This window comes from Halomonas ramblicola (genome assembly GCF_030409215.1).
GTDB lineage: Bacteria > Pseudomonadota > Gammaproteobacteria > Pseudomonadales > Halomonadaceae > Halomonas > Halomonas ramblicola.
The window spans coordinates 77,249-101,676 of record NZ_JAUFPL010000028.1 but is presented as its reverse complement, the minus strand read 5'-3'; the positions used below and the strand labels follow the sequence as shown (position 1 = coordinate 101,676).

Annotated in this window: 21 protein-coding genes and 1 pseudogene; 19 read left to right on the top strand and 3 right to left on the bottom strand. The window is 69.2% G+C overall.

All coding sequences use genetic code 11. The features are described 5' to 3' along the window. Positions 1 to 92: 92 nt before the first annotated feature. Genes QWY80_RS11530 through QWY80_RS11520 form a run of 3 tightly spaced genes read left to right on the top strand, consistent with a single transcriptional unit; the run spans position 93 to position 2,383 of the window. Entirely contained in the window at positions 93 to 761 is a 669-nt protein-coding gene (locus QWY80_RS11530; RefSeq protein ID WP_290231580.1) for a TetR/AcrR family transcriptional regulator, read from the top strand. A gap of 2 nt (positions 762 to 763) precedes the next feature. Further along, a complete protein-coding gene (gene nagZ, locus QWY80_RS11525; protein WP_290231578.1) occupies positions 764 to 1,780 on the top strand; it encodes a beta-N-acetylhexosaminidase in 1,017 nt (338 codons plus the stop codon). 24 nt (positions 1,781 to 1,804) lie between these two features. Further along, a complete protein-coding gene (locus tag QWY80_RS11520; protein WP_290231576.1) occupies positions 1,805 to 2,383 on the top strand; it encodes a hypoxanthine-guanine phosphoribosyltransferase in 579 nt (192 codons plus the stop codon). A 30-nt stretch (positions 2,384 to 2,413) separates the two neighbouring features. Here QWY80_RS11520 and QWY80_RS11515 read toward each other — a convergent pair whose 3' ends face one another. Beyond that, entirely contained in the window at positions 2,414 to 3,004 is a 591-nt protein-coding gene (locus tag QWY80_RS11515; RefSeq protein ID WP_290231573.1) for a cupin domain-containing protein, read from the bottom strand. Positions 3,005 to 3,147: 143 nt separating this feature from the next. On the opposite strand from QWY80_RS11515, the gene mobA reads away from it, so the two are divergent. From mobA to QWY80_RS11480, 7 genes are all read left to right on the top strand, one after another. Then, a complete protein-coding gene (gene mobA, locus QWY80_RS11510; protein ID WP_290231570.1) occupies positions 3,148 to 3,753 on the top strand; it encodes a molybdenum cofactor guanylyltransferase MobA in 606 nt (201 codons plus the stop codon). Then, positions 3,750 to 4,343, top strand: coding sequence for a molybdopterin-guanine dinucleotide biosynthesis protein B (gene mobB / locus QWY80_RS11505; protein ID WP_290231568.1), 594 nt, complete (start codon positions 3,750 to 3,752; stop codon positions 4,341 to 4,343). The genes mobA and mobB overlap by 4 nt, the downstream gene beginning before the upstream one ends. Continuing rightward, a complete protein-coding gene (gene moeA / locus QWY80_RS11500; protein WP_290231566.1) occupies positions 4,340 to 5,605 on the top strand; it encodes a molybdopterin molybdotransferase MoeA in 1,266 nt (421 codons plus the stop codon). Before mobB ends, moeA begins: the two co-directional genes overlap by 4 nt. Positions 5,606 to 5,615: 10 nt before the next feature. Further along, positions 5,616 to 6,449: a cyclic pyranopterin monophosphate synthase MoaC gene (gene moaC, locus QWY80_RS11495; protein WP_290231564.1), complete on the top strand. Its 834-nt coding sequence runs from the start codon at positions 5,616 to 5,618 to the stop codon at positions 6,447 to 6,449. Between the two features lie 5 nt (positions 6,450 to 6,454). Further along, positions 6,455 to 6,904, top strand: coding sequence for a molybdopterin synthase catalytic subunit MoaE (moaE, locus tag QWY80_RS11490; RefSeq protein ID WP_290231563.1), 450 nt, complete (start codon positions 6,455 to 6,457; stop codon positions 6,902 to 6,904). 26 nt (positions 6,905 to 6,930) lie between these two features. Next, a complete protein-coding gene (gene moaA / locus QWY80_RS11485; RefSeq protein WP_290232572.1) occupies positions 6,931 to 7,923 on the top strand; it encodes a GTP 3',8-cyclase MoaA in 993 nt (330 codons plus the stop codon). 333 nt (positions 7,924 to 8,256) lie between these two features. Further along, a complete protein-coding gene (locus tag QWY80_RS11480) occupies positions 8,257 to 8,550 on the top strand; it encodes an H-NS family histone-like protein (protein WP_290231561.1) in 294 nt (97 codons plus the stop codon). Between the two features lie 128 nt (positions 8,551 to 8,678). Here QWY80_RS11480 and QWY80_RS11475 read toward each other — a convergent pair. Then, positions 8,679 to 10,277, bottom strand: a pseudogene (locus tag QWY80_RS11475) (ribonuclease J). A gap of 248 nt (positions 10,278 to 10,525) precedes the next feature. Between QWY80_RS11475 and purU the strand changes: the two are divergent. The 7 genes from purU (at position 10,526) to QWY80_RS11440 (ending at position 19,044) form a co-directional block, all read left to right on the top strand. After that, entirely contained in the window at positions 10,526 to 11,380 is an 855-nt protein-coding gene (gene purU, locus QWY80_RS11470; RefSeq protein ID WP_290231559.1) for a formyltetrahydrofolate deformylase, read from the top strand. 12 nt (positions 11,381 to 11,392) lie between these two features. Beyond that, entirely contained in the window at positions 11,393 to 12,064 is a 672-nt protein-coding gene (locus QWY80_RS11465) for an energy-coupling factor ABC transporter permease (RefSeq protein WP_290231557.1), read from the top strand. Positions 12,065 to 12,185: 121 nt separating this feature from the next. Then, the gene (locus QWY80_RS11460; RefSeq protein WP_290231555.1) at positions 12,186 to 12,641 is read left to right on the top strand and encodes a DUF1289 domain-containing protein; all 456 of its coding nucleotides are present in this window, start codon (positions 12,186 to 12,188) and stop codon (positions 12,639 to 12,641) included. A 21-nt stretch (positions 12,642 to 12,662) separates the two neighbouring features. Beyond that, positions 12,663 to 13,310 carry a MiaE family protein gene (locus QWY80_RS11455; RefSeq protein WP_290231553.1) on the top strand — a complete coding sequence of 216 codons (648 nt, stop codon included), beginning with the start codon at positions 12,663 to 12,665 and terminating at the stop codon, positions 13,308 to 13,310. A 34-nt stretch (positions 13,311 to 13,344) separates the two neighbouring features. Further along, on the top strand, positions 13,345 to 17,253 hold the full coding sequence (locus tag QWY80_RS11450; RefSeq protein ID WP_290231551.1) for an ATP-binding protein: 3,909 nt from the start codon (positions 13,345 to 13,347) through the stop codon (positions 17,251 to 17,253). A 246-nt stretch (positions 17,254 to 17,499) separates the two neighbouring features. Beyond that, positions 17,500 to 17,748, top strand: coding sequence for a helix-turn-helix domain-containing protein (locus QWY80_RS11445; protein WP_290231548.1), 249 nt, complete (start codon positions 17,500 to 17,502; stop codon positions 17,746 to 17,748). Between the two features lie 3 nt (positions 17,749 to 17,751). Continuing rightward, the gene (locus QWY80_RS11440) at positions 17,752 to 19,044 is read left to right on the top strand and encodes a type II toxin-antitoxin system HipA family toxin (protein WP_290231546.1); all 1,293 of its coding nucleotides are present in this window, start codon (positions 17,752 to 17,754) and stop codon (positions 19,042 to 19,044) included. Between the two features lie 203 nt (positions 19,045 to 19,247). Here the strand turns inward: QWY80_RS11440 and QWY80_RS11435 are convergent, their stop codons facing one another. Beyond that, positions 19,248 to 21,479, bottom strand: coding sequence for a putative bifunctional diguanylate cyclase/phosphodiesterase (locus tag QWY80_RS11435; protein ID WP_290231544.1), 2,232 nt, complete (start codon positions 21,477 to 21,479; stop codon positions 19,248 to 19,250). A gap of 179 nt (positions 21,480 to 21,658) precedes the next feature. Here QWY80_RS11435 and QWY80_RS11430 point away from each other — a divergent pair, with 179 nt between their 5' ends. After that, on the top strand, positions 21,659 to 22,102 hold the full coding sequence (locus QWY80_RS11430; RefSeq protein ID WP_290231542.1) for a low molecular weight protein-tyrosine-phosphatase: 444 nt from the start codon (positions 21,659 to 21,661) through the stop codon (positions 22,100 to 22,102). A 376-nt stretch (positions 22,103 to 22,478) separates the two neighbouring features. Continuing rightward, the gene (locus tag QWY80_RS11425; protein WP_290231540.1) at positions 22,479 to 24,245 is read left to right on the top strand and encodes an SLC13 family permease; all 1,767 of its coding nucleotides are present in this window, start codon (positions 22,479 to 22,481) and stop codon (positions 24,243 to 24,245) included. Positions 24,246 to 24,428: the final 183 nt, after the last annotated feature.

Genomic DNA, 24,428 nt, shown 5'->3' with positions numbered 1-24,428 from the left:
CTCCGTGGGATCAGCGTTGAGCGTAACTAGCCGGGTCTTGTACAATCCTGCTACGTTTGAAACAGCTGTTTATAACCGGGACGTCTTAGCTCATGGCACAGACCGACACCGTCACACGGATTCTCGACACGGCCGAGGTGCTGTTCGCCGAACGCGGCTTCGCCGAGACATCGTTGCGCACCATCACCAGCAAGGCCAAGGTCAACCTGGCCGCGGTGAACTATCACTTCGGCTCCAAGAAGTCGTTGATCCAGGCGGTGTTCGCCCGCTACCTGGATCCCTTCACCGAACGCTTCCACCTCGCCCTCGACGACCTCGAGGCACGCCATCGGGGCGGCACCATTCCCCTCGAGGAACTGCTCGAGACCATGGCCCGCACGGTCCTCGAGGTGCCCGCCGAGCGCAACAGCCTGAAGGTGTTCATGCGCCTGCTGGGGCTGGCCTACAGCCAGGCCCAGGGGCACCTGCGGCGCTACATCCAGGAGGAGTACGGCAGCGTCTTCACTCGTTTCACCGAGCTGGTACGCCAGGCCACCCCTGAACTGCCCGACGCCGAGCGCTTCTGGCGCCTGCACTTCGTGCTGGGGACCGTGATCTTCACCCTCTCGGGGCTCGACGCCCTGCGCGACATCGCCGAGAAGGACTACGGCGAGCACGTCTCGGTGCGTGACCTGATCCGTCGCCTGCGCCCGGTGGTGGTCGCCGCCATGCAGGCGCCCCTGCCCGACCCCCTGCCCGCGGCCTTGTCGCAAGGAGCCTGACCATGACCCAACCTCTCGGCCCGGTGATGCTGGACCTGGAGGGGACCACCCTGAGCGCCGAAGAGCGGGCCCTGCTGGGGCGGCCCGAGGTCGGCGGGGTGATCCTCTTCGCACGCAACGTGGAATCGGCCGACCAGGTCCGGTCGCTGTGCCGCGCCATCCGCCGCGAGCGCCCCGAGCTGCTGTTGGCCATCGACCAGGAAGGCGGGCGGGTGCAGCGCCTGCGCGACGGGGTCACCCGCCTGCCCGCCATGCGTCGGCTGGGCAAGGACTTCGCCGCCCACCCCGAGGTCACCCTGCGGCTGTGTCAGGACGCCGGCTGGCTGCTGGGCATGGAGATGGCCGCCTGTGGCCTCGATCTCAGCTTCGCTCCGGTGCTCGACGTCGACGGCGGCAGCTCCACGGTGATCGGCGATCGCAGCTTCTCCGACGATCCCCAGGCGGTGGCCGCCATGGCGGGCGCCTTCGTCAAGGGGCTCCACGAGGCCGGCATGGTCGCCGTGGGCAAGCACTTCCCCGGCCACGGCGGCGTGGCGGCCGACTCCCACCGCGAGCTGCCGGTGGACGACCGCCCCCTGGCGGCGCTGCGCGAGCACGACCTGGTGCCCTTCGACCGGCTGGCGTCGTGCCTCGACGGCGTGATGCCCGCCCATGTGGTCTACTCCGCCTTCGACCCGCGCCCGGCGGGGTTCTCGCCGGCCTGGCTCGGCATGCTGCGCGAGACCCTGGGCTTCAAGGGCGTGATCTTCTCCGACGACCTGAGCATGGCCGGGGCGGCCTCGGCGGGGAGTCCGGGGGAACGGGCCCTGGCGGCGCTCGCCGCCGGCTGCGACATGCTGCTGGTGTGCAACGACCGCGCGGCGGCCCGCGAGGTGCTCGATGCCTGCCGAGAGCGGCCGCCGCTACCGCGCCTGGCCCGGCTGCGCTATGCCCGGGCGCGCCCCGACCTCGACGCCATCGGCGCCCTGTCCCGCTGGCGACGCGTGCACGCCCGCCTCGAGGCCATGGCCCGCGATTGATCCCACGAGCGAGAATTATCTGCGATGCCCCAACTCGACCCCGACGCCCATCAGTCCCTCGCCGACATGCGCGAGGTCATGGACAACGCCGACTGCCTGATCAGCCAGCAGGAGGTGGAGCGTGCCCTGGACCGCATGGCCGACGAGATCACCCGCGACCTGGGCGACAAGCTGCCGGTCTTCTACTGCGTGATGAACGGTGGCCTGATCACCACCGGCCACCTGTTGACCCGGCTGGGCTTCCCGCTGGAGGTGGACTACCTGCACGCCACCCGCTACCGCGGCAAGACCCACGGCGGCGAGCTGTTCTGGCGCGTCTCCCCGGAGATCCCCATGGCCGGCCGCCACGTGGTGATCGTCGACGACATCCTCGACGAGGGTGCGACGCTGGCCGCCATCCTCGACTACTGCCGCGAGGCCGGGGCGACGAGCATCGCCACCGCCGTGCTGGTCGACAAGCGCCACGACCGCAAGGCGGCACCCGGCCTCGAGGCCGACTACTGCAGCCTGGAAGTCGTCGACCGCTATGTCTTCGGCTTCGGCATGGACTACCAGGGCTACTGGCGCAACGCCCCCGGCATCTTCGCGCCGAAGGGGATGTAGGAAGGCATGCGCCGCAGGCGCCCGACACCCTCAGGCGTGATGCAGCTCCTGCCCGCCCTCCGAGAAGGTCGGCGGGCTGTTGGCGCTGACGATCACGCACTCCGCCTCGCCGCGGTTGCGGAAGCGGTGGGGCAGGCGCGAATCGAAGTAGTAGGCGTCGCCCTCGCGCAGGATCGCCACCTCGCCGCTCACGGTGAGCTCGATCTCCCCGGCGATGATCACGCCGCCTTCCTCGCCGTCGTGCTCCAGCATCTCCTCGCCGGTGTCGGCCCCGGGCGGGTAGCGCTCGTGGATGATCGACATGCTGCGGCCCGGCCGCCGCGCCGCCACCAGGCGGAAGGAGAGCCGACCGTCGCCGATCTCGGTGAGCTCCTCGGCGCGGTAGAAGACCCGGGGCGGGCTCGGCTCGTCGCCGGCGAAGAAGGCGCTGATCGACACCGGCAGGGCGTCGAGGATCTTCTTCAGCGAGCTCACCGAGGGGCTGACGCTGTTCTGCTCGACCAGCGAGATGGTGCTGTTGGTGACCCCGGCGCGCTTGGCCAGCTCCCGCTGGGAGAGGCCGCGGGCCAGGCGCAGCTGGCGCAGGCGGCCGCCGACGTCGAATCCTGCTTCCGCTTCCATGGTCCGTCCCGTCAAGAAAAGTGCACATATGATAACCCAATAGAACGCGGCTTGACCGTCGTCACGACAAGGACTTGCGTGGAAGCCGGGACGTGGCACCCGCGCCCCGGCTCAGGCATCATGAGGGCAGAGAAGGAGGCCCCATGATCCCGCAACACGAACTCACCGGCCTGATCCTGGCCGGCGGCCAGGGGCGCCGCATGGGCGGCGTGGACAAGGGCCTGGTGTCCTTCGCCGGTCGCCCGCTGGTGGCCCATGTGCGCGAGCGCCTGGCGGGCCGGGTGGCCGAGGTGCTGATCAACGCCAACCGCAGCCTGGCCGCCTATGGCGAGTTCGCCGACCGCGTCGTCGAGGACGCCGAGGGCGGCTACCAGGGGCCGCTGATGGGCATCTACAGCGGCTTGCGCGCGGCCACCACCCCCTGGCTGGTGGTGGTGCCCTGCGACACCCCGGCGCTGCCCGAGGACCTGGTGGCGCGGCTGGTGGCGGGCCTCGGCGAGGCCGACATCGCCGTGGCCTGCGACGGCGAGCGCCTGCATCCGGTGGTGGCGCTGATCCGCACCGCCCTGGCCGACGACCTCGGCGCGGCGCTGGCCGGCGGCGAGCGCAAGATCGACCGCTGGTACGCTCGCCACGCCTGGTGCCGGGTGGACGTCTCCGACTGCCCGGCGGCCTTCGCCAACCTCAACACCGACGACGACAAGCGCCGCCTCGAGCAGGCGCTGCACGGGGAGCCCGCCAACCGATGACCGATGCCGCGCCCGTCACCCTGACCCTCGCCGAGGAGTTGCCGCTGCTGGGCATCGCGGCCTGGAGCGGTACCGGCAAGACCACCCTGCTGGAGCGGCTGCTGCCGCGGTTGCGCGAGCGCGGCCTCAGGGTGGCGGTGATCAAGCATGCCCACCACGGCTTCGATGTCGACCAGCCCGGCAAGGACAGCCACCGCCTGCGCCAGGCCGGCGCCGCGCCGATGCTGGTGGCCTCCCGCAGCCGGCTGGCGCTGATGATGGAGACCCCGGACCAGGCCGAGGCCGACCTCGAGGCGTTGGTGGCCATGGTCGCGCCCCAGCGCCCCGACCTGGTGCTGGTGGAGGGCTTCAAGGCCTGGCCGCTGCCCAAGCTGGAACTGTACCGTCCGGCGCTGGGCAAGTCGCTGCGCGCGACCGAGGATCCCTGGGTGCGCGCCGTGGCCAGCGACGAACCCCTGGCCCTGCCGGCGGGGGTCGAGGCGCTGGACCTCAACGACCTCGACGCCCTGATCGACTGGATCGCCGCCTGGCCCGCTCGCTGGCCCGACGAGCGCCGGGCGCGCCGCGCTGGCGAGGGGGTATCGCCATGACGCTCTCCTGTTTCGAGCTGGGCGAGCGGATGCTCGCCGCGGACGAGGCCCGCGAGGCGGTGCTGTCGCTCGTCGCCGGGCCGCTGCCCGCCGAGAACCGGCCCCTGGCCGAGCTGCACGGCCGGGTGCTGGCCGAGGCCATCGTCTCGCCCATCGACGTGCCCCGGCGCACCAACTCGGCCATGGACGGCATCGCCCTGGCCTGGCCCGAGACGGGCGAGCGCCCCGTGCGGCTGCGGCGCGTCGCCGAGATCCTCGCCGGTCACCCGGTGGAGCGCCCCCTGGGGCCCGGCGAGTGCGCCGGCATCACCACCGGCGCACCGCTGCCCGAGGGCGCCGATACCGTGATCATGCGTGAGCAGTTGGCGGTGGAGGAGGGCGCCGACGGCCGCTGCTGGGTGCATGTCGAGCGCCCCGAGCGGGTCAGGCACGGCCAGAACGTGCGCCGGGCCGGCGAGGACCTCGCCCGCGGCCGGGTGGCGCTGGCCGCCGGCACCCGCCTGGGCGCCGCCGAACTCGGCCTGCTGGCCTCCCTGGGGCTCGCCGAGGCGCCGGTGGTGCGCCGCCCGCGGGTGGCGATCTTCTCCACCGGCGACGAGGTCACCGCGCCGGGCGAGACGCCGTCCGACGCCGGCATCTTCGACGCCAACCGTCACAGCCTGATGGGCCTGGTGATCGAGCACGGCGGCGAGGTGCAGGACCTGGGCATCCTGCCCGACGACCGCGCGGCCATCGCCGCCGCCCTGGATCGCGCCGCCGCCGAGGCCGACCTGGTGGTCACCAGCGGCGGCGTCTCGGTGGGCGATGCCGACTTCACCCGCGACGCCCTGGCCGAGCGCGGCGAGCTGGGCTTCTGGAAGATCGCCATCCGCCCCGGCCGGCCGCTGGCCTGCGGCCGTCTGGGGGCGCGGGGCGTGCCCTTCCTGGGGCTGCCCGGCAACCCCGTGGCGGCCATGGTGACCTTCCTGCAGTTCGCCGCGCCCCTGCTGGCCCGTCTGCAGGGCCGCGCGGAAGCGCCGCCGCGCCTGACCGCCATCGCCGAGCACGACCTCAAGAGCCGAGAAGGGCGGGTCGACTACCTGCGCGGCGTCTATCGTGGCGACCCGGAGGGGCGGCTGTGGGTGGCCGACACCGGCGCCCAGGGCTCCGGCATCCTCTCGTCCATGGTGCGGGCCAACTGCCTGATCGAGATCGCCGCCGCGCGCCCCGGCGTGGCCCGTGGCGAAGCGGTATCCATTCACCCCCTGTTTCGACTCCCGTGAGGCGACTCCCATGTCCCTGACCCATCTCAACCCGCGTGGCGAGGCCCATATGGTGGACGTCGCCGACAAGCCCGAGAGCCGCCGCGAGGCGACCGCCTCCGGACATATCCGCATGCGGCCCGCCACCCTGGCGCTGCTCGTCGACGGCGGCCTGCCCAAGGGCGACGTCCTGGCCACCGCGCGCATCGCCGGCATCCAGGCCGCCAAGCGCACCCACGAACTGATTCCCCTGTGCCACGCCCTGCCGCTGTCCAAGGTGGCCATCGACTTCCACCTCGACGAGGCCGCGAGCCGCGTCGAGGTGAGCGCCACCTGTCGCCTCAACGGCCGCACCGGCGTCGAGATGGAGGCACTCACCGCGGTCTCCGTGGCCTGCCTGACCCTCTATGACATGTGCAAGGCCGTGGACAAGGACATGGAGATCGGCGCCATCCATCTCGACACCAAGACCGGCGGCAAGTCCGGCGACTATCGTCGCGAGCCGGCGGCCTCCGAGGCCTTCGCCGGCGCCGCGGGGGAGTCGCCCATCGTCACCGGCCAGGGCCAGAGCGGCGAGGTGAGCCTGGGCAGTCGCTGTGCCACCAATGCCCCCTGCATCCGTGTGAAGTGCCTGGCCGAGTTGCGCGAGCGGCTCGGCGTGGGCGAGGTCACGGTGCCCCTGGACAGCCTGGAAAGCTCCGACGTGGCCGGTCTCAAGGCCGCCCTCAAGACCCTGGATCCGCGCTTCTCGCGGCTCGACGAGGGGCGCGTGCTGTGCGCGGTCAACCAGGTGATGGCCGGCGACGCCACGCCGGTGACCAGCGAGGACGAGGTCGCCTTCTTTCCCCCGGTGACGGGAGGTTGACCCCCATGATTCGCGTGCAGGAGACGCCCTTCGATGCCGGCGCCGAGCAGCGGGCCCTGCTGGCCGGCCGCACCGATATCGGGGCGGTGGTGAGCTTCACCGGCCTGGTGCGCGACTTCAACGAGAGCCCCGAGGTCACGGCCCTGACCCTGGAGCACTATCCCGGCATGACCGAGTCGGCCCTCGAGGGAATCGTCGCCGAGGCCGGGGCGCGTTGGCCGCTGGACGGGGTGCGCGTGATCCACCGTATTGGACGCCTGGCCCCCGGAGACCCTATCGTGTTGGTAGTGGTTGCCAGCGCCCACCGTCGCGCCGCCTTCGAGGCCTGCGACTTCATCATGGACTTTCTCAAGACCCGTGCGCCTTTCTGGAAGAAGGAGCACGCCACCGGCGGAGACTACTGGGTGTCGGAGCGTGATTCCGACCACCAGGATGCGCGTCGCTGGCAGGAGTGATTCGGAGAGACTCGACAATGACGACACTGCCTAGCGAACTGATCGACGATTTCGGCAGGCGGGTGCGCTACGTGCGCATCTCGGTGACCGACCGCTGCGACTTTCGCTGCGTCTACTGCATGAGCGAGGAGATGACCTTCCTGCCGCGTGCCCAGGTGCTCACCCTGGAGGAGCTGGCGCTGGTCGCCCGCGCCTTCATCGAGCTCGGCGTGGAAAAGGTCCGTCTCACCGGCGGCGAACCCCTGGTGCGTCGCGACATCGACCAACTGGTCGAACAGATCGGGGCCCTGCCCGGGCTGCGCGACTTCGCCATGACCACCAACGGCGCCGGGCTGCGCAAGTATGCCACCCGCCTGCGTGACGGCGGGCTCGAGCGGCTCAACATCAGCCTCGATTCCCTGGATCCCGAGCGCTTCCGCCGCCTCACCCGCACCGGCGATCTCGAGCGCGTCATCGACGGCATTCGCGCCGCCCGCGAGGCCGGGTTCGAGCGCATCAAGCTCAACGCCGTCATCCTCAAGGGACGCAACGACGACGAGGTGCTCGACCTGGTCGAGTTCGCCCGCGACGAGGGCCTCGATATCAGCTTCATCGAGGAGATGCCGCTGGGCGACGTCTCCGACCACCGCCGCGACGAGACCTACTGCTCCAGCGACGAGGTTCAGGCGTTGATCGAGGCGCGCTATCCGCTGCTGCCCACCACCGAGTCCACCCTCGGGCCCTCGCGCTATTTCCGCATGGCCGACAGCGACAGCCGCGTCGGTTTCATCTCGCCCCACAGCCACAACTTCTGCGCTACCTGCAACCGGGTTCGCGTCACCGTGGAAGGGCGCTTGCTGCTGTGCCTGGGCAATGAACACTCCGTGGACCTGCGCCGCGTCCTGCGCGCCCATCCCGGCGACATCGACGCCCTCAAGGCGGCCATCGTCGCCGCCATGCCCCTCAAGCCCGAACGCCACCACTTCACCACCGACGGCGACGTCCAGGTGGTCCGCTTCATGAACATGACCGGCGGCTGAACTTCGCGAAACCTTCTTGTAGGAGGGATGCTATGCATCGCGACCGGAGGCCGCAGGCCTCCTGGTGGGGCCAGCCGACGCCTGGCGACACCGCCAGGCGCCTGACGGCGCCAGTCGCGCAATGAATTGCCCTCCTACAAGGCTCGGCTGGGGGCTGACCCCATTTACCCCTCTTGCGGATCGGCTTCATTCCGATTGGTGAACGGCCTTTTTCGGGTACCTTTGGTGAAAAAAGTCGTTCATCTTTGCTTGCCAATCCGGGTTTGTTGCATATACTTTTCCCATACGTAACCGCGAATCACCCGTCTCGTTTATCCGGTTCAGGAGGGATTGATGTCCAGCGAAACCCTCGAGCGCATCGCTCGCAACAAGAACGTGGCCCGCGCCGCCGCTCGCCAGCTCAGCATGGAGCAGCTGCACAAGCTCTCCGAGGTGATCGATGAGGTCATCGAACAGAAGAAGGAAGAAGAGCGCCAGCGTCAGGAAGAAGAAGCCCAGAAGGAGCGTAAGCGTTCCGAGATCCTCGAGGCGATCACCGAGGCGGGTCTTTCCGTCGACGACCTGGTGACCGAACCGCCGCGTCGCAAGCGTGGACGTCCGCCGAAGAACGCCAACCAGAAGGCGTGAATCAAGACCGGTTGCAGGGCCGGGAACCGATACGCGAAAGCCGCTCCTCGTGAGCGGCTTTCGCGTAACCGCACGCCTGAGCCTGTAGGAAGGAAGCTCCGCTTCGCGATTGGCGCCGTCAGGCGCCCCTACCCCACATCGCTGTGGGAAGGCGCCTCCACCGCCAGGATCTGCAGGTGGATCTCGGGCAGGCGGCGCAGGTGGTCGGCGAACCAGCCCATCAGGCGTGGCTGAAGCGCCAGGCGCAGGTCGGCCAGGGTGTCGCCCCGGAGCGTCTCCAGCAGGTCGTCCAGCCAGTCGGCGAAGGCCTCCTCGTCGAATACCTGGCCGTGGCTGGCGTCGAGCATCAGCCGCCCGATACGTGTCCAGCCGCCGTCCTCGGTGGCAGCCACCGACAACGCCAGGTAGAGGCTGCCGTGGCGGGGCCCGTCATGGTCCCGGCTGCCCAGGCCGGGCAGCGGCGCCACGGCGTCCTGGCTGACGATGCAGGGCGGCTGGGGATGACGCGCCTCCAGGCTCAGGCCGTCGCCGTCCAGGCGGATCAGGTCGCCGTTCAGCGGCGCCAGCGGGGCCTGGATGTCCAGGCGCTCGGCCAGCTCGCGGTGGGCCTGCTGGTGGCGCGGCTCGCCGTGCACCGGCAACAGGTGGCGCGGCTTGACCCAGCCGTAGAAGGTGCGCAGCTCGTCCTAAGCCGGATGGCCGGAGGCGTGCAGCTCGGGATGGTTGAACTCGTCGAGGATATCGACGCCCAGGGGCTTGAGGCCCGCCTTGAGGCGTTCGATCAGCAGCTCGTTGCCGGGGATCGCCTTGGCCGAGAAGATCACGCTGTCGCCCGTCCCCAGCTCCAGGGAGCGATGGCGGCCGCGCGACAGGCGCTGCAGCGCGGCGCGCGGCTCGCCCTGGCTGCCGGTGGCGATCACCAGCACCTCCTCGGGGGGCAGGTAGCCCAGGTCGTCGCTGGGCACCAGCGGCGGGAAGTCGTCCAGGTAGCCGAGCCCCCGGGCCACCGCCACCATGCGTTCCATGGAACGGCCCATCAGGCTCACCCGGCGCCCGCAGCGCTGGGCGGCCCGGCCGATGGCCAGCACCCGCGCCAGGTTGCTGGCGAAGCAGGAGACCACCACGCGCCCCTCGCAGCGGGCGATGGTGCGCTCCAGGGCCTCGGCGACCTCGCCCTCGCTGCGCGAGTGCCCGGGCATGGGCGCATTGGTGGAGTCGCCTACCACCAGGTCCACCGGGGCCAGGGCGCGGAAGGTCGCCGGCGCGATCGGCGGGCCGATCAGCGGCTCGGGGTCGAGCTTCCAGTCGCCGGTATGCAGCACCCGGTACTCGCCGGCGCTGAGCAGCAGGGCGCAGCTCTCGGGGATCGAGTGGGTCACCGGCAAAAAGCGCAGGGCGAAGGGCTCGCACTCGATGGCCTCACCCGGCTCGATCACCCGGATGGCATCGGGCTTGAGCCCGCGCTCCGAAAACTTGGCGCGCAGCAGGCCGGCGGCCAGAGGCGTGGCGTGGATCGGGCAACCCCACTTCGGCCACAGCCAGGCGGCGGCGCCGATGTGATCCTCGTGGCCATGGGTGATGATCAACGCCTGCGGCACGATCCCCAGGGTAGTCAGGGTATCCAGGTTGGGCACCTGCAGCGGGCTGTTCGGCAGGTCCTGGCGGATCATCATGCCGCAATCCACCGCCACCCAGCTCCCCTCGTAGCCATAGAGGCCGAGGTTCATGCCGATCTCCCCGCAGCCCCCCAGCGGCAGGAAATGCAGGGCAGGGCGGCGGCGCGGGCGAACCTGGACACGGGGCTTGGGCATCGACGAGCGCTCATCCTTGAAGGTGTCGTGTCACTATACGGGAAGCCCGACGCCCCCCACAACGCGACTCGGGGTCAGACCCTTAAGCCAATTTTGGGGTCTGACCCCGAGGGCGGAGTTCGTTACACTGGCGCACCGCAACAACCTCAGCCCAGGGTCACGCCATGTCACACTACTACCGCCTGGTGGTTTCCTGCCCCGACCGCGTGGGGATCGTCGCCCGGGTGTCCGGCTTCATCGCCGGCCACGGCGGCTCGATCACCGAGGCGAGCCAGCACTCCGACCTGGAGACCGGCCGCTTCTTCATGCGCTACGTCATCCTGGCCGACTCCATCGGCATGCCCCCCGAGGCGCTGCGCGAGGCCTTCGCGCCCATCGCCGCCGAATTCGACATGACCTGGGCACTCACCGACACCCGCAACCGCCCGCGGGTGGTGCTGATGGTCTCGAAGGAGTCGCACTGCCTGGTGGACCTGCTCTATCGCTGGACGGCCGGGGAGCTCGACTGCGAGATCGCCGCGGTGGTCTCCAACCACGAGGCCATGCGTGGCCTGGTTGAGTGGCACGGCATCCCCTACCACCACGTACCGGTCAAGGTCGACGCCAAGCAGGAGGCCTTCGCCGAGGTGCAACACCTGGTGGACGAGGCGCGCGCCGACTGCATCGTGCTGGCCCGCTACATGCAGATCCTGCCGCCGGCGCTGTGCGAGCACTACGCCGGCCAGGTGATCAACATCCACCACAGCTTCCTGCCGTCCTTCGCCGGGGCCAGGCCCTACCACCAGGCCTACGAGCGGGGCGTCAAGCTGATTGGCGCTACCTGCCACTACGTCACCGAGGAGCTCGACGCCGGGCCGATCATCGAGCAGGACATCCACCGCGTCAGCCACTGCCACACCCCCGACGACCTGGTGCGCTTCGGCCGCGACGTGGAGAAGTCGGTGCTGGCCCGGGGCCTGCGCTGGCACCTGGAGGACCGGGTGCTGATCCACGGCAACAAGACCGTGATCTTCGCCTGAGGCGGCGACGGCATGTCCTTCTCCGAGGCGGTGCTCGCCCCCTGGCTGCTGGTGCTGGCCAGCCTGGTGGCGCTGGGGGTGATGGGCCTGGCGCTGGCCCAGCGGCCGTGGCGGGCGCTGCTCGCCGATTCCGCGCTGCAGCACCGTTGGCTGGCGGCCACCGTGGCAGTGCTGCTGCTGTGGCAGCTGCGCGCCCAGGCGGTGGACTGGCTGACCCTGCACCTGATGTTCACCGCGTTGCTGACCCTGATGTTCAAGGCGCCGCTGGCGCTGCTGGCGATCCTGATCGTCAACCTCGCCATGGTGGTCACCGGACGGGTGGCCTGGCCGCTGCTCGGCGTCAACCTGCTGGTCACCGGCGTGGTACCGGCCCTGGTGATGGTGGTGATCTGGCGCCTGGTGGATCGCAAGCTGCCCGACCACCTGATGATCTTCCTGTTCGTGTGCGGCTTCTTCGGCGCCGCGCTCTCCACCCTGGCCGCCGGGCTGGCCGCCGTGGGGCTGATGATGCTTGGCGCCAGCGACGCCCACGCCCTCTACCAGGCCCTGGAATACGCCCGTTTCCTGCCCCTGCTGATGCCCTCCGAGGCGTTCATCACCGGCATGCTGCTCGCCATCATGTTGGTCTACCACCCCCACTGGGTCGCCACCTTCAACGACCACCGCTACATCGACACCAAGTAGAAGGGCACGGCCAGCGGCTCGACTCGAAAGCTGACCCGGCGACTGCGACGATAGTCCCGGACCGCTGGGCGCGTCCGGCGTCCCGCGGTACCATGGTCAAACACTTGAACGAGAGGGGATCATGGGTGTCATTGCCTCGCCCTGCGTAGGGCTGTGTTCCACCACCCTCGGCGACCGCACCTGCCGCGGCTGCCAGCGCGGCGATGCGGAGATCCGCGACTGGTTCGGCCTGACGGCCCAGGAGCGCGACGCGCGCATGGCCGAACTCGATGCGCTGCGCGAGCGGGTGGCCGGGCGTTACCTGAGGCTGGTGGATGCCGAGGCCCTGGAGGCCCAGCTGCGCCGCCACCGCATCCGTTTCCGGGCGGAGCAGCCGGGGCTGTCCCGGGCGGTGGAACTGCTGCGGGTCGGCCGCGAGCGCATCCGCGAGCTGGCGCGCTACGGGCTCGAGCCGGTCGATGCCGGGGTCGACCTGACCCCCGCCGAGTTGCACGAGCGCCTGGCCGGTGAGCTGCGCCGCGCCGCCGAGGCACGCGTCGTCCGCTGCAGCGATGCCCCATTCCCCGAGACCGACTGAGCCCATGCCCGAGAGTCCCACATGTCCGTGACCCTGTCCGAGACTCGCCCCGCCGAAGGCGCCGACGACCTGCTGTCGCCCGAGCTGCTGGCCTTCCTCGCCTGTCGTACCCCCGATGCCTGGGTGGGCTGGGCGCTGGAGAACCCCGAGCTGCTGCTGATCGATCACGCCCAGTGCGAGAAGAAGGCCGCCTCCACCGCCATGAGCCTGCTGTATCGCTACGTGGACCAGCCGCTGCTGCTCACCAAGATGAGCCAGCTGGCGCGCGAGGAACTGCTGCACTTCGAGCAGGTGGTCAGGCTGATGGAGGCCCGCGGCATCGCCTACCGCCATATCAGCGCCTCGCGCTACGCCGAGGGGCTGCGCCGCCATGTGCGGCCTCAAGATCCCGAGCGCCTGGCCGACATCCTGATCATCGGCGCCTTCATCGAGGCGCGCAGCTGCGAGCGCTTCGCGCGGCTGATCCCGCACCTCGATGCCGAGCTTGCCAAGTTCTACCGCACTCTGGTTAAGTCGGAGGGGCGCCATTATGAGGACTACCTGATGCTGGCGCGGCACCTCACCGACGCGCCGATAGAGTCGCGAATTTCCTTCTTCGCCGAACGCGAGGCGGAACTGGTGCAGACGCCCGACGCGGCGTTTCGATTCCACAGCGGCGTCCCGGCCTGATCCCGGTCGCCGACCAAGACGCAGGAACTACGAGATGCGGGATGCTTCCGACGTCGCCGACACCCAGCCATCGGCTCGGCTGACTCTCTTCGGCCACTTCTCGCTCACCCTCGGCGAGGACACGCTGACCCAATTCAGCTACGACAAGGTCAAGGCGTTGCTGGTCTACCTGCTGCTGCATCACCAGCCGGTCAGCCGTGCCACCCTGGCGGAGCTGCTGTGGCCCGACCAGGGCCTCTCCTCGGGGCGCACCAACCTGCGCCACGCGCTGCACTGCCTGCGCCAGTCGCTGGGCGACCAGGCCACCCAGGTACTGGTGGTCTCCCGCCAGACCATCGCCTTCCAGCTGCCCGATAGCTGGCAACTGGAGCTCCACGAGCTGCAGCGCCTGCTGGAGGGGGAGCGCGACCTGCCGACCCTGGGCGAGGTGCTCGAGCTGTATCAGGGCGACCTGGTGGAAGAGCTGCAGCTCGCCAACTGCCCCGAGTTCCAGCGCTGGCTGGTGCAGGTGCGCAACGACTGGCGCCAGCGGGTGATCCGCTTCGCCGAGTCGGTGCTCGAGCACCACGACAGCGTGCCCGACCGCCTGCTGGAGGCCCTGGTCAACCGCTTCTCCGGCTACGGCCCCTTCCACGAGCGGCTGGTACGCCAGCTCGCCGAACAGGGCCAGCTGGCCGCCGCCCACGAGCAGTACAACGCCTACCTGCAGCTGCTGGCGCTCTCCGGCCAGCAGCCCGACCCGGCCTTCCTGCAGCTGGCGCGCTACTGGTCCGACGTCCAGGCCGACGGTGCCGGGCGCAGCGCCCTGGGCTTCTCGCGCACCCTGTCGACGGAGGGTGGCCCGCTGCGCGAGGACGAGATCGAGCAGCGCCAGCTGTCGGTGATGGCCATCCGCCTGCGCCTCCGGGGTGACCTCTCCAGCCGTCCGGCCAGCCGCGCCTGCCTGATGCTGCAGTTCGAGCTGATGCACTGGCTGGAGGAACAGTGCCACCACCTGGGCGGCTTCTGGCTGCCCGGCGCCACCGGCGGCCTGGGCCTGGCCTGCTTCGGTACCCACGGTCCCGCCCACCAGTTGGCCGAGCTGGTGGCCCTCTACGAACACTGCCGGCGCATGCTCCCCGAGGAGTGCGCCCGCCACTGGAGCGGCGAGGGCGAGCCGCCCCGGGTCGAGCTGACCGCCGGCCTCAACAGCGGCCGGGTGATCTACCTGCCCGAGCGACGCCTGGTCGACCCGCTGGGCCAGGTCACCCAGGGCTCGCTGGAATTGATGAACGCCGCCGAGGGCAGCGAGCTGGTGATCTCCCAGGAGGCCAGCCAGCACATGCCGCCGGCCCTGGACCTGCAGCCGCGACTCAGCTCGCGGCTGGTGGCCAGCGACGGCCGCGTGCGCCTGCGGGCCCTCGTCCTGGGGGCCAACGAAGGCGGCCGCGACGCCCTGCCGCCCAGCCTGGTGGGGCGCGAGAGCCAGCTGCGCACCCTCCGCGACGCCCTGGCCCGGGCCGGTATCGGCCTGCGCCAGAGCGTGCTGGTGCGCGGTCCCTCCGGGATGGGCAAGTCGGCGCTGATGGTCGGCTTCCGCCAACTCGAACAGAGCCGCGATGCCGCCATCTGCTGGCAGCCCAACACCCGGCTCTCGGTGCAGGCGCCCTATGGCGTGGCCCGCCAGCTGCTGCGCTGGCGCTTCGAGGCCGAGATCACCACCGAGCGCCTGGCCGAGCTGCGCAGCGAGCTGGAGCTGGAATCGCCCGGCGAGGCGCGCCAGCAACTGCTCGAGGAGGCCCTGGGCGCCCGCGCGCCTCGCGAAGTGACCGAACTCAGCCAGAGCGGCGAGGCCGTGGAGCTGGTGGTGGGGCTGCTGCAGCGCCTGATCACCCGGGTCGCCGGCCGGCGCCCCCTGGTGCTGATGATCGACGACCTGCAGTGGCTCGACGAGCCCAGCTTCAAGGTGCTGGCCGGCCTGCAGGCGCGCCTGCCGATCAACTGCGCCTTCATGCTGGTGGCCAGCCACCATGGCCGCGAGGCGCTGCCCGCCAAGCTGCACTGGGACCAGCAGATCGCGCTGGGCCGGCTCGATGCCCTGCAATCCTCGCGGCTGCTCTCGCAGCTGTCGCGGCGCTACCGCCTGCACCTCAGCCCGCGGCTGCGCGGCCAGATCATCGAACGCTGCGACGGCGTGCCGCTCTACCTGCAGGAGATCTGCCGGCGGGTCGACATGGATCGCCGCGAGGGGCGCAGCGTGCACATCGACGAGCTGCCCCACGGCCTGCTCGGCCTGCTGGCCAGCCGCATCGACCAGCTCGACGGCGACCGCGAGGTGGCCCACGTGGCCGCGGTGCTGGGGCGCCGCTTCCGCTACGACTTCCTCGCCGAATGCAGCGACTGGGAGGCGCCGCGGCTCGGCAAGGCGCTGGAGCAGATGCGTCGCCTGGAGATCATCGAAGCGGTGGAGGGCGACGACGACGGCCGCGAATACCAGTTCACCCACCAGCTGCTGCAGGAGGCCGCCTACCTGGCCTGCCCGCGGGACGTGCGCACGGCCATCCACCGCCAGGTGGTAGCGCTCATCGAGGAGCGCTTCCCGGTGTGGATCAGCCGCCATCCCGGCGACTTCGCCACCCACCTGCGGCGCAGCGGCCAGTACGCCCGCGGCGCCCGCTACTACGAGCTGGCCGCCCGCGAGGCGCTCAAGGTCAGCGCCAACCGCACCGCCCTGAAGATGGCCGACCTGGGCCTGGTCAGCCTGCGCCAGGTGGACGGGCAGATCGAACGCGAGATCAGCCTGCTGACCGTGCGCGGCCAGGCCGCCTACGCCCTGGAGGGCCACGGCTCGCCCACCGCCCACGAGAGCTTCGTGCGCGCCCGCGAACTGATCCAGGCGCTCTCCGAGGAGGGCGAGAGCGTCGACCTGGACCAGGCCTTCCTGGTCAAGTGGGGCCTGTGGGTGGGCTGCAGCCAGCGCCACGCCCATGCCGACGCCTTCCACCTGGCCGCCAAGCTGGCGAGCCTGGCCGAGCGCCTGGAGGACCCGCGCTACCGGCGCCTGGCCGAATACGCCCAGGCCAGCTGCGAGTACTGGGCCGGGCGCATCCCGCTGGCCTACGACCACCTCGATGAGATCGCCCCGCTCGAGTCGCCGATGATGATCGAGTGGCTGCCGTTCTCCGACCATCCCCAGGTGGCGGCGGCCTGCTTCCAGGGCTGGACGCTGTGCCTGCGCGGCGACTACCGCCGCGCCGAGACACATGTGGAATCCGCCATCCGCCTGGCCGAGCGCATCAACCACCCCGGCAGCCTGGCCATGGCACTGCTCTACGCCGCGGCGCTCTATCGCCAGCTGGGCCATGTGCACCTGGCCGCCGCCCGCGCCGAGCGGGCCTTCGAGCTCACCGGCACGCCGGACCTGCACCGCTGGCAGATGTCCGCCCGCGGGGTATTGGGCTGGCAGCGCGCCCTGGCCGGCGACCGCGGCGGCCTCGTCCAGGTCGAGCAGGCCCAGGAGGAACTCGCCGAGCTCACCGGCCGCGACGCCTTTAGCCGTCCCTCGCTGTGGTTCGTGGACGCCTGCATCGCCCTGGGCGAGACGGGCCGCGCCGAGGACTACCTCGACCAGACCCTGATGCTGGCCCGCGAGCGCACCACCCTGTTCGTGCCCGAGTTGGCGCTGCACCTGGCGCGGGTGCGCCACCAGCTCAAGCACCCGCGCGAGGAGATCGTCGCCCTGACCGAACAGGCCCTGGCCCAGGCCCGCGACGACGGCAACCTGCACCAGCAGATCAATGGCCTGGAGCTGTGGCTCACCCTCGTCGACTCCAGCGACGGCCAGGCCCGCCAGGAATTCCGCCGCCTGCTGGCCGAGGTCAACCACAGCGACGCCCCCATCCTCACCCGCTGGCACAGCCTGCTCGACCGCACCCTGCCCAGGCCCGTCGACGCCACCTCATGAGGTCGTGGAGGCCTTCGGCCTCCATCGCCCAGCAGAGCTGGCCTCCTACATTTCGGTGCCGCAGGCGCCCGGCGGTGTCGGCAGCGCCTGGGATGGCTGCCGCGGGGAAGGCCTGCGGCCGCGCACTCGCAGTGTTCCTGGATCACGAGATTGTCCAGCGCGAGCACCTTTATCCCCGATAGAGGATAATTTGATAATATCCCCGGTAGGGTATAAAGTGACTCTAATCCGACGTAGGGGATAAAGATGAGGATCACGTCACCGGAAATGCTGGCGCAGTCCCTGAAGAATGCCAGGAAGCGGCACAGGTTGACTCAGCAGACCACTGCCGAGCTGATTGGCATCAAGCAGGCGACCGTATCCGCGTTCGAGAACCATCCGGAGAGGAGCCGTCTCGAGACCCTGTTCAAGTTGCTGGCGGCCCTCGACCTTGAACTCCACGTGACGGGACGGAACCAGCCACACCAAGGCGAGGGTTGGGACCAGGAGTGGTAGCCTATGGCTAACCTTGCAGTGGCGCTCAACGGTATTGATGTGGGTGTGTTGAGCCTTGAGCGCTCGGGTGCCATGGCGTTTCAATATCGTATGGAATGGGTCGATAGACCTGGTGCACGGGCAATCTCACTGTCGTTGCCTCTCTCCGCATCGCCTTATCGCGGTGAAGTCGTCTATAACTTCTTCGATAACCTACTGCCGGACTCTGATGCGATACGTGGCCGGATGCAGGCGAGATTCCAGGTGGCGAGCCGACACCCATTTGATCTGCTAGCCACCATTGGCCGTGATTGCGTGGGTGCCGTACAACTATATCCGGAAGGGATGCCGGTTCCTGATGTGAACACCGTGATGGCAGAGCCATTGCAGCATGACGCCATCGAGAGGCTGTTGAGCGGTTACCAGGATGCCCCGCTGGGGATGAGCGAGGACAATGATTTCAGGATTTCCCTGGCTGGCGCCCAGGAGAAAACGGCCCTGCTTTGGTATCAGGCGTCATGGCATCGTCCGCTTGGCAGTACACCCACCAGCCATATATTCAAGCTTCCCATCGGATTTCTCGATCATAGCAATATCGACCTGAGGCAAAGCAGCGAAAATGAGTGGTTGTGCCTGAAGATCCTCGAGGCGTTTGGACTTCGCGTTGCGTATGCCGAGCTGGCTCAGTTCGGGGAGCAGAGGGTCCTGGTGGTGGAAAGGTTCGACCGCCGATGGTCGCGGGATGGCACCTGGCTGATGCGCTTGCCGCAGGAAGACCTCTGCCAGGCGCTTGGGGTGGCGCCATCGCTCAAGTATGAGAGTGATGGTGGGCCTGGCATCCGGGAGGGAATGCACCTGTTGCTCGGTTCACAACAGGCCGTGCTGGATCGGGAAGCCTTCTTCAAGGCCCAGATCCTGTTTTGGTTATTGGCGGCCATTGATGGGCATGCCAAGAACTTCAGTATCTTCATCGAGCCGGGGTCGGCCTACAGGATGGCCCCTCTCTATGATGTCATCTCGGCGTATCCGCTAATGGCCCAGGGCAGCTTGCCCCCGGAAAAGGCTAAAATGGCGATGTCGCTGAAAGGCAAGAACCGGCACTATCACTGGGCTCGTATCGATTCGCGCCATTTCGGCAGTACGGCCAGCGACGTCGGCTTTTCTGCCGAGCGAGCGGCAGCGATCGTTCATGATATCGTTGAGCGGTCTGATGAAGCGATGCATCTCGTGGAGGCCTGCCTGCCAAGGGGGTTTCCGGAGCATATCAGCGAGCCGATCCTTGACGGGGTGCGACAGCAGGTGAAGAAGTTGCTCTGATCGCCGGATAGCTTGGCTTTTCGTAGGAGGGCACGGTTCGACGCCTCGACTCCGCTGCGCGATTGGCGCCGCCAGTCGCCCGGTGGGGTTGCCCGCCCTTCGGTGGCCACCGCCGGGAGGCCTGCGGCCTCCATCGCCCAACGAGTTGGCCTCCTACATTTCGGTGCCGAAGGTGCCCGGCGGATTCCTGTAAACCCCAGCCATTATTCCTCCAGCGAGCTGGTTTGCTGCTCGAGCAGCGGTGTCAGCTCGGCCAGCGGCATGGGGCGGCCGAAGTGGTAGCCCTGGAAGCGTTGGCAGCCGCGCTCGCGGAGCCAGCGGTGTTGTTCGGCGGTTTCCACGCCTTCGGCGGTGACTTCCAGGCCGAGGCGGTTGGCCAGGGTGAGGGTGGTGTCGACGATGGCCATGTCGGCGGGGTCGTCGGGGATGCCGGCGACGAAGCTGGCGTCGATCTTGAGTTCGTGCAGGCTCAGGCGCTTGAGGTAGTTGAGCGAGGAGTAGCCGGTGCCGAAGTCGTCCAGGGCGAGCCGCACGCCCAGGTCGCGCAGCCGGGTGAGGCGATGGCTGACGCGTTCGGGGTCGTCCATCAGCAGCGATTCGGTGACCTCCAGCATCAGCCGGTGGGGTGGGGCGCCGGTGGTGGCCAGCACCTCGTGGAGCTGCTCGACGAAGGCCTCCTCGCGAAACTGCACGGCGCTGACGTTCACCGAGATGGCGTAGTCGGCCAGCGCCGGCTCGCGGGCCCAGGCCGCCAGTTGCCGGCAGGCGCTTTCCAGCACCCAATGGCCGATGGGCAGGATCAGGCCGGTCTCCTCGGCGAGGGGGATGAAGGCGGCGGGGGAGATCATGCCCTGTTCGGGGTGGGCCCAGCGAAGCAGCGCCTCGAGGCCCGAAAGCCGGCCCCGGGCGTCGACCTGCAGCTGGTAGTGCAGCACCAGCTCGTCGCGCTCCAGCGCCCGGCGCAGGTCCGCCTCCAACTGCACCTGGCGGGTCACCGCCGCCTGGATCTCGCCATCGAAGAAACGCAGGCAGTTGCCGCCCGCCACCTTGGCCTGGGAGATGGCCACGTCGGCCTGCTGCAGGGCGGTGTCGGGATCGGGTGACTCGCCGTCGAACAGGGTCACGCCGATGCTGCCGGTGATGCCCAGCTCGGCCATCTCGGGCGGCTGGGCAGCGACGATTACCGACAGCAGCCGCTCGCCCAGGCGCTCCACCCGCTGGGCGGCCAGGTCGGGGCGCGGGCCCAGGCCGTCGATCAGCAGGGCGAACTCGTCGGCCCCCAGGTGGGCCAGCAGCAGGGCCGACTCGTCGAGCGTGGCTTCGAGCTGCTCGGCCACGCGGTACAGCAGCCGGTCGCCGTCATGGTGACTGCGGGTATCGTTGATGCGCTTGAAGCGATCCAGGTCGATCAGCAGCAGGGCCGAGTAGCTTCGCGGATCCTGGCCGGCCTCCCGCCGCCGGCGCAGGTGATTCAGCAGGTGGCGGCGGTTGGGCAGGCCGGTGAGGGAGTCGTAGAGGGACAGGCGGCGGTTGTCCGCGCGGACCTGGCGGATGGCGGCCAGGTGATCGCTCAGCCGCCGGCGCAGTAGCAGGTTGGCCAGCAACGCCAGCCCCAGCAGGCTGACCAGCCCGCCCAGGCTCCAGCCGAGCCAGCCGGGCAGCTCGTCCGCCGCCTCGTCGCCGTAGCGCCAGCGCTCCAAGGCGGCGTGATAGGGGGAGTCCTGGTCGACCTTCCAGGCCAGCAGCCGCTCGTCGATGCGCTCGAGCAGTGCCTCGTGACGCCCTGGCGTCGCGGCGAAGAACAACCGTGAGGGATCGAACATGATGTGGCTGGCCACCAGACCATAGCGGGGCGCCTGCCAGCCACCGAACAGGTGGTTGCTCACCACCGCATCGGCGGCGCCCTGCTGCACGGCCGCGAAGCCCTCCTCGAACTCCTGGGAGACGACCAGCTCCGCCTCGACGCCGAAGCTGCGCAGCAGTTGGTCGAGATAGCGCTGCTGGGTGGAGCCCTCCAGCACGGCGACGCGCCGGCCATCCAGGGCTGTAATCCCCTCCACGGGGTACTGCGGGGCATGGTAGAGCTGCGACCAGCTGTGCAGCACCGGCTCGGCGTGGAAGGCCAGGTGTTCGCTACGCTCGTCCGTCCAGGCCACATCGGGCATCAGGTCGAGTTCCCCCGCCTCCAGGGCTTCCAGGCAGGCCTGCCAGCTGCACTCTACCGCCTCCAGCTCCCAGCCCTCCGCCTCGGCCAGGGCCTCAGCGATATCGCCGAAGATACCGCCCAGGCCGCCGTCTTCCTCCAGCAGGATCTTCGGCGGGTTGTGATAGACCCCCACGCGCAGTGGCTCCTCCTGCGCCGCCACGGGCAGACAGGCCAGACCCAAGGCCAGCAGCGCGCCGGCGGCGAGGGGGCGGTGGAGCGGAGGGTGCATCCGTTCACCTCAGGGGAGATATGATTGTCAGTTATAGCAGAAAGGCTGTTGTGCCGAAGCAAGTATTAGTTAATACTAATAAAAAAGCGACATGCTTGCCACGGCACTACGAGGTTGATCCGATGGGGTCACACTATGCTGGTTGGCATCGGAATGAAGCTGCAGGTGGTCATCGTCCTATGTTCGAACGCGTCCTGGTGGTGTGTATCGGTAATGTCTGTCGTAGCCCCGTGGCCGAGGCCATGCTGCGCCGGGCCATCCCCGGCCTGCGAGTCGAATCCGCCGGCCTGGGAGCCCTGGAGGGGCAGGGCGTCGACCCCACGGCACGAGAAATCGCCGAAGCCGATGGCCTGGAGGTCGCCGGCCACACGGCGCGCCAGGTCACGCGCCAGATGATCCAGCAGGCGCAGCTGATCCTGGTGATGAGCGAACGCCAGCGGCATGCCATCGCCGAACTGTCCCCGGAAGCCATGGGCAAGACCATGCTGCTCGGCAAGTGGCTCGCCGGCGGCAAGGGATGCGACATCCCCGATCCCTACCGCAAGGACCGCGACACCTTCGCGTGGGTGCACGGCCTGCTTCGCGAGGCCACCGATGCCTGGGTGGCGCGCCTGCCCGGCTAGTCTCGCCAGTGAGTTCGGCTCGCTTGCGGCTGACCGGTGAGGGAGGTGCTCCGCAATATCGGAACGGTGGTGGTCATCGGACTCGGCGCCTGGTTGGGCTGCTTCATGGGTACTGTTTCCATGGAAGTCCAAGTATCCTTAGTTTTTGTTAAATGCTACAGCGAGAGTCATGGCGTGCATGGAGCCACCGGCTTCTCTCGCGTAAGATAAGCGCCCTGAGAAAATGGCCCGGATAGCGGTCGCGCGGGCCTCGAGCGGGCCCGGCGGCCAGGACGCCGGCACGGACACCTCCACGTTTACCTTCAGGGCACGGGAAAACGCCCGGGACAATCCCCGGGCGGTAGCGTGCCCGAATAGCGCCATCACAAGGAACGTCATGGACCCCGCTGCCATCCTGACCCTGCTGACCATCGTGCTCACCCTGGCCACGCTGGCAGCGACCCGGTTGGCGCCGGACGTGGTTTTGATGGGCGCGCTGGCCTTCCTGGTCATCAGCGGCATCCTGGCCCCGGCACAGGCGCTGGTGGGCTTCTCCAATCCCGGCGTGATGACCATCGCCACGCTCTACGTGGTGGCGGCCGGGCTGAAGGAAACGGGCGCCGTCCAGTGGCTGGCCCATCGCCTGCTCGGGCAGCCGCGGCGCCTGCGCCAGGCGCAGTTGAGGGTGCTGTTGCCCGCATCCGGCCTCAGCGCCTTTATGAACAACACCACCGTGGTGGCGATGTTCATCCCCGCCATCCAGGAGTGGGCGTCACGGCTCAAGCTGCCGCCCTCGAAGCTGCTGCTGCCGCTGAGCTACGCCGCCATCCTCGGTGGCACCTGCACCCTGATCGGCACCAGCACCAACCTGGTGGTCAACGGCCTGCTGCAGAGCGAGCAGGGCGTCGAGCTGGCCATGTTCTCGCTGGCCTGGGTCGGGGTGCCGCTGGTGCTGGTCGGCGGCGTCTTCCTCTACCTGTTCGCCGATCGCCTGCTGCCGGATCGCCAGGGGGCCCTGGAGCAGCTCGAGCAGGCCCGCGAGTATGCCGTGGAGGTCGTCGTCGACGCCAAGGGGCCGCTGGTCGGCAAGACCATCGCCGATGCCGGCCTGCGCAGCCTGAGCCATGGCTATCTGGCCGACATCGAGCGCCACGGCAAGCTGCTGACCGCCGTGCCGCCGGACACCGAACTCCAGGAAAGCGACATCCTGGTGTTCATCGGTGCCCCGGAATGCGCCCGGGAACTGCGTCGCATCCATGGGCTGCGCCCCGCCGGCGGCGACGTGCACAAGCTGGACATCGCCCATCACCGGCGCTGCCTGGTGGAAGCGGTGATCGGCCCGGACTTCGCCGGTCTTAACCAGACGGTGCGCGAGTCGCGCTTCCGCTCGCGCTACCAGGCGGTGATCCTGTCGATCTCCCGCCACGGCAAGCGCCTGCCGGGCAAGCTGGGCGACATCCGCCTGCAGGTGGGCGACACCCTGCTGCTGGAAACCGCCCAGGACTTCGTCGACCAGTACCGCTACCGCAAGGACTTCCTGCTGGTCAGCGGCCTCAACGACTCCACGCCGCCGGACTTCCGCAAGGCCCCCATCGCCCTGGGGGTGCTCGCGGGCATGGTCGCGGCCAGCGCCAGCGGGCTGCTGTCGATCCTGGAAGCGGCGCTGCTGGCCGGGGGCGCCATGCTGGTGACGCGCTGCGTGCCGGCCAGCAAGGCGCGCCGCTACGTGGACCTCTCGGTGTTGATCGTCATCGCCGCCTCCTTCGCCCTGGGCGCGGCCATGACCAAGACCGGCGCCGCCGCCCAGATCGCCCAGTGGCTGCTGCTGATCGACGGCCTGGCCCCCTGGGCGGCCCTGGCGCTGGTCTACCTGATGACGGTGGTGTTCACCGAACTGATCACCAACAACGCCGCCGCGGTGCTGATGTTCCCCATCGCCGTGGCGGTGGCCGAGCAGCTCGGCGTCAGCTTCATGCCCTTCACCATCGCCATCATGTTCGCCGCCTCGGCCAGCTTCATGACCCCGCTGGGCTACCAGACCAACCTGATGGTGCTGGGCCCCGGCGGTTATCGCTTTACGGACTACCTGCGCCTCGGCGCTCCGCTGAGCCTGCTCGTCGGCATCACCGCCGTGGGGTTGATCCCGCTGGTGTGGGGGTTCTGACCCAAGCTTGAAGCTGAAGGCTCGATGTAGGAGGGCAACTCGTTGCGCGACCGGCGCCGCCAGGCGCCCGGCGGTGTCAGCCCGCCTGGGTGGCCTTCACCTGTAGGAGGGCAACTTGTTGCGCGATTGTCGCCGCCAGGCGCCCGGCGGTGTCACCACTGCTTAGCAGTTCACCGCCAGGGA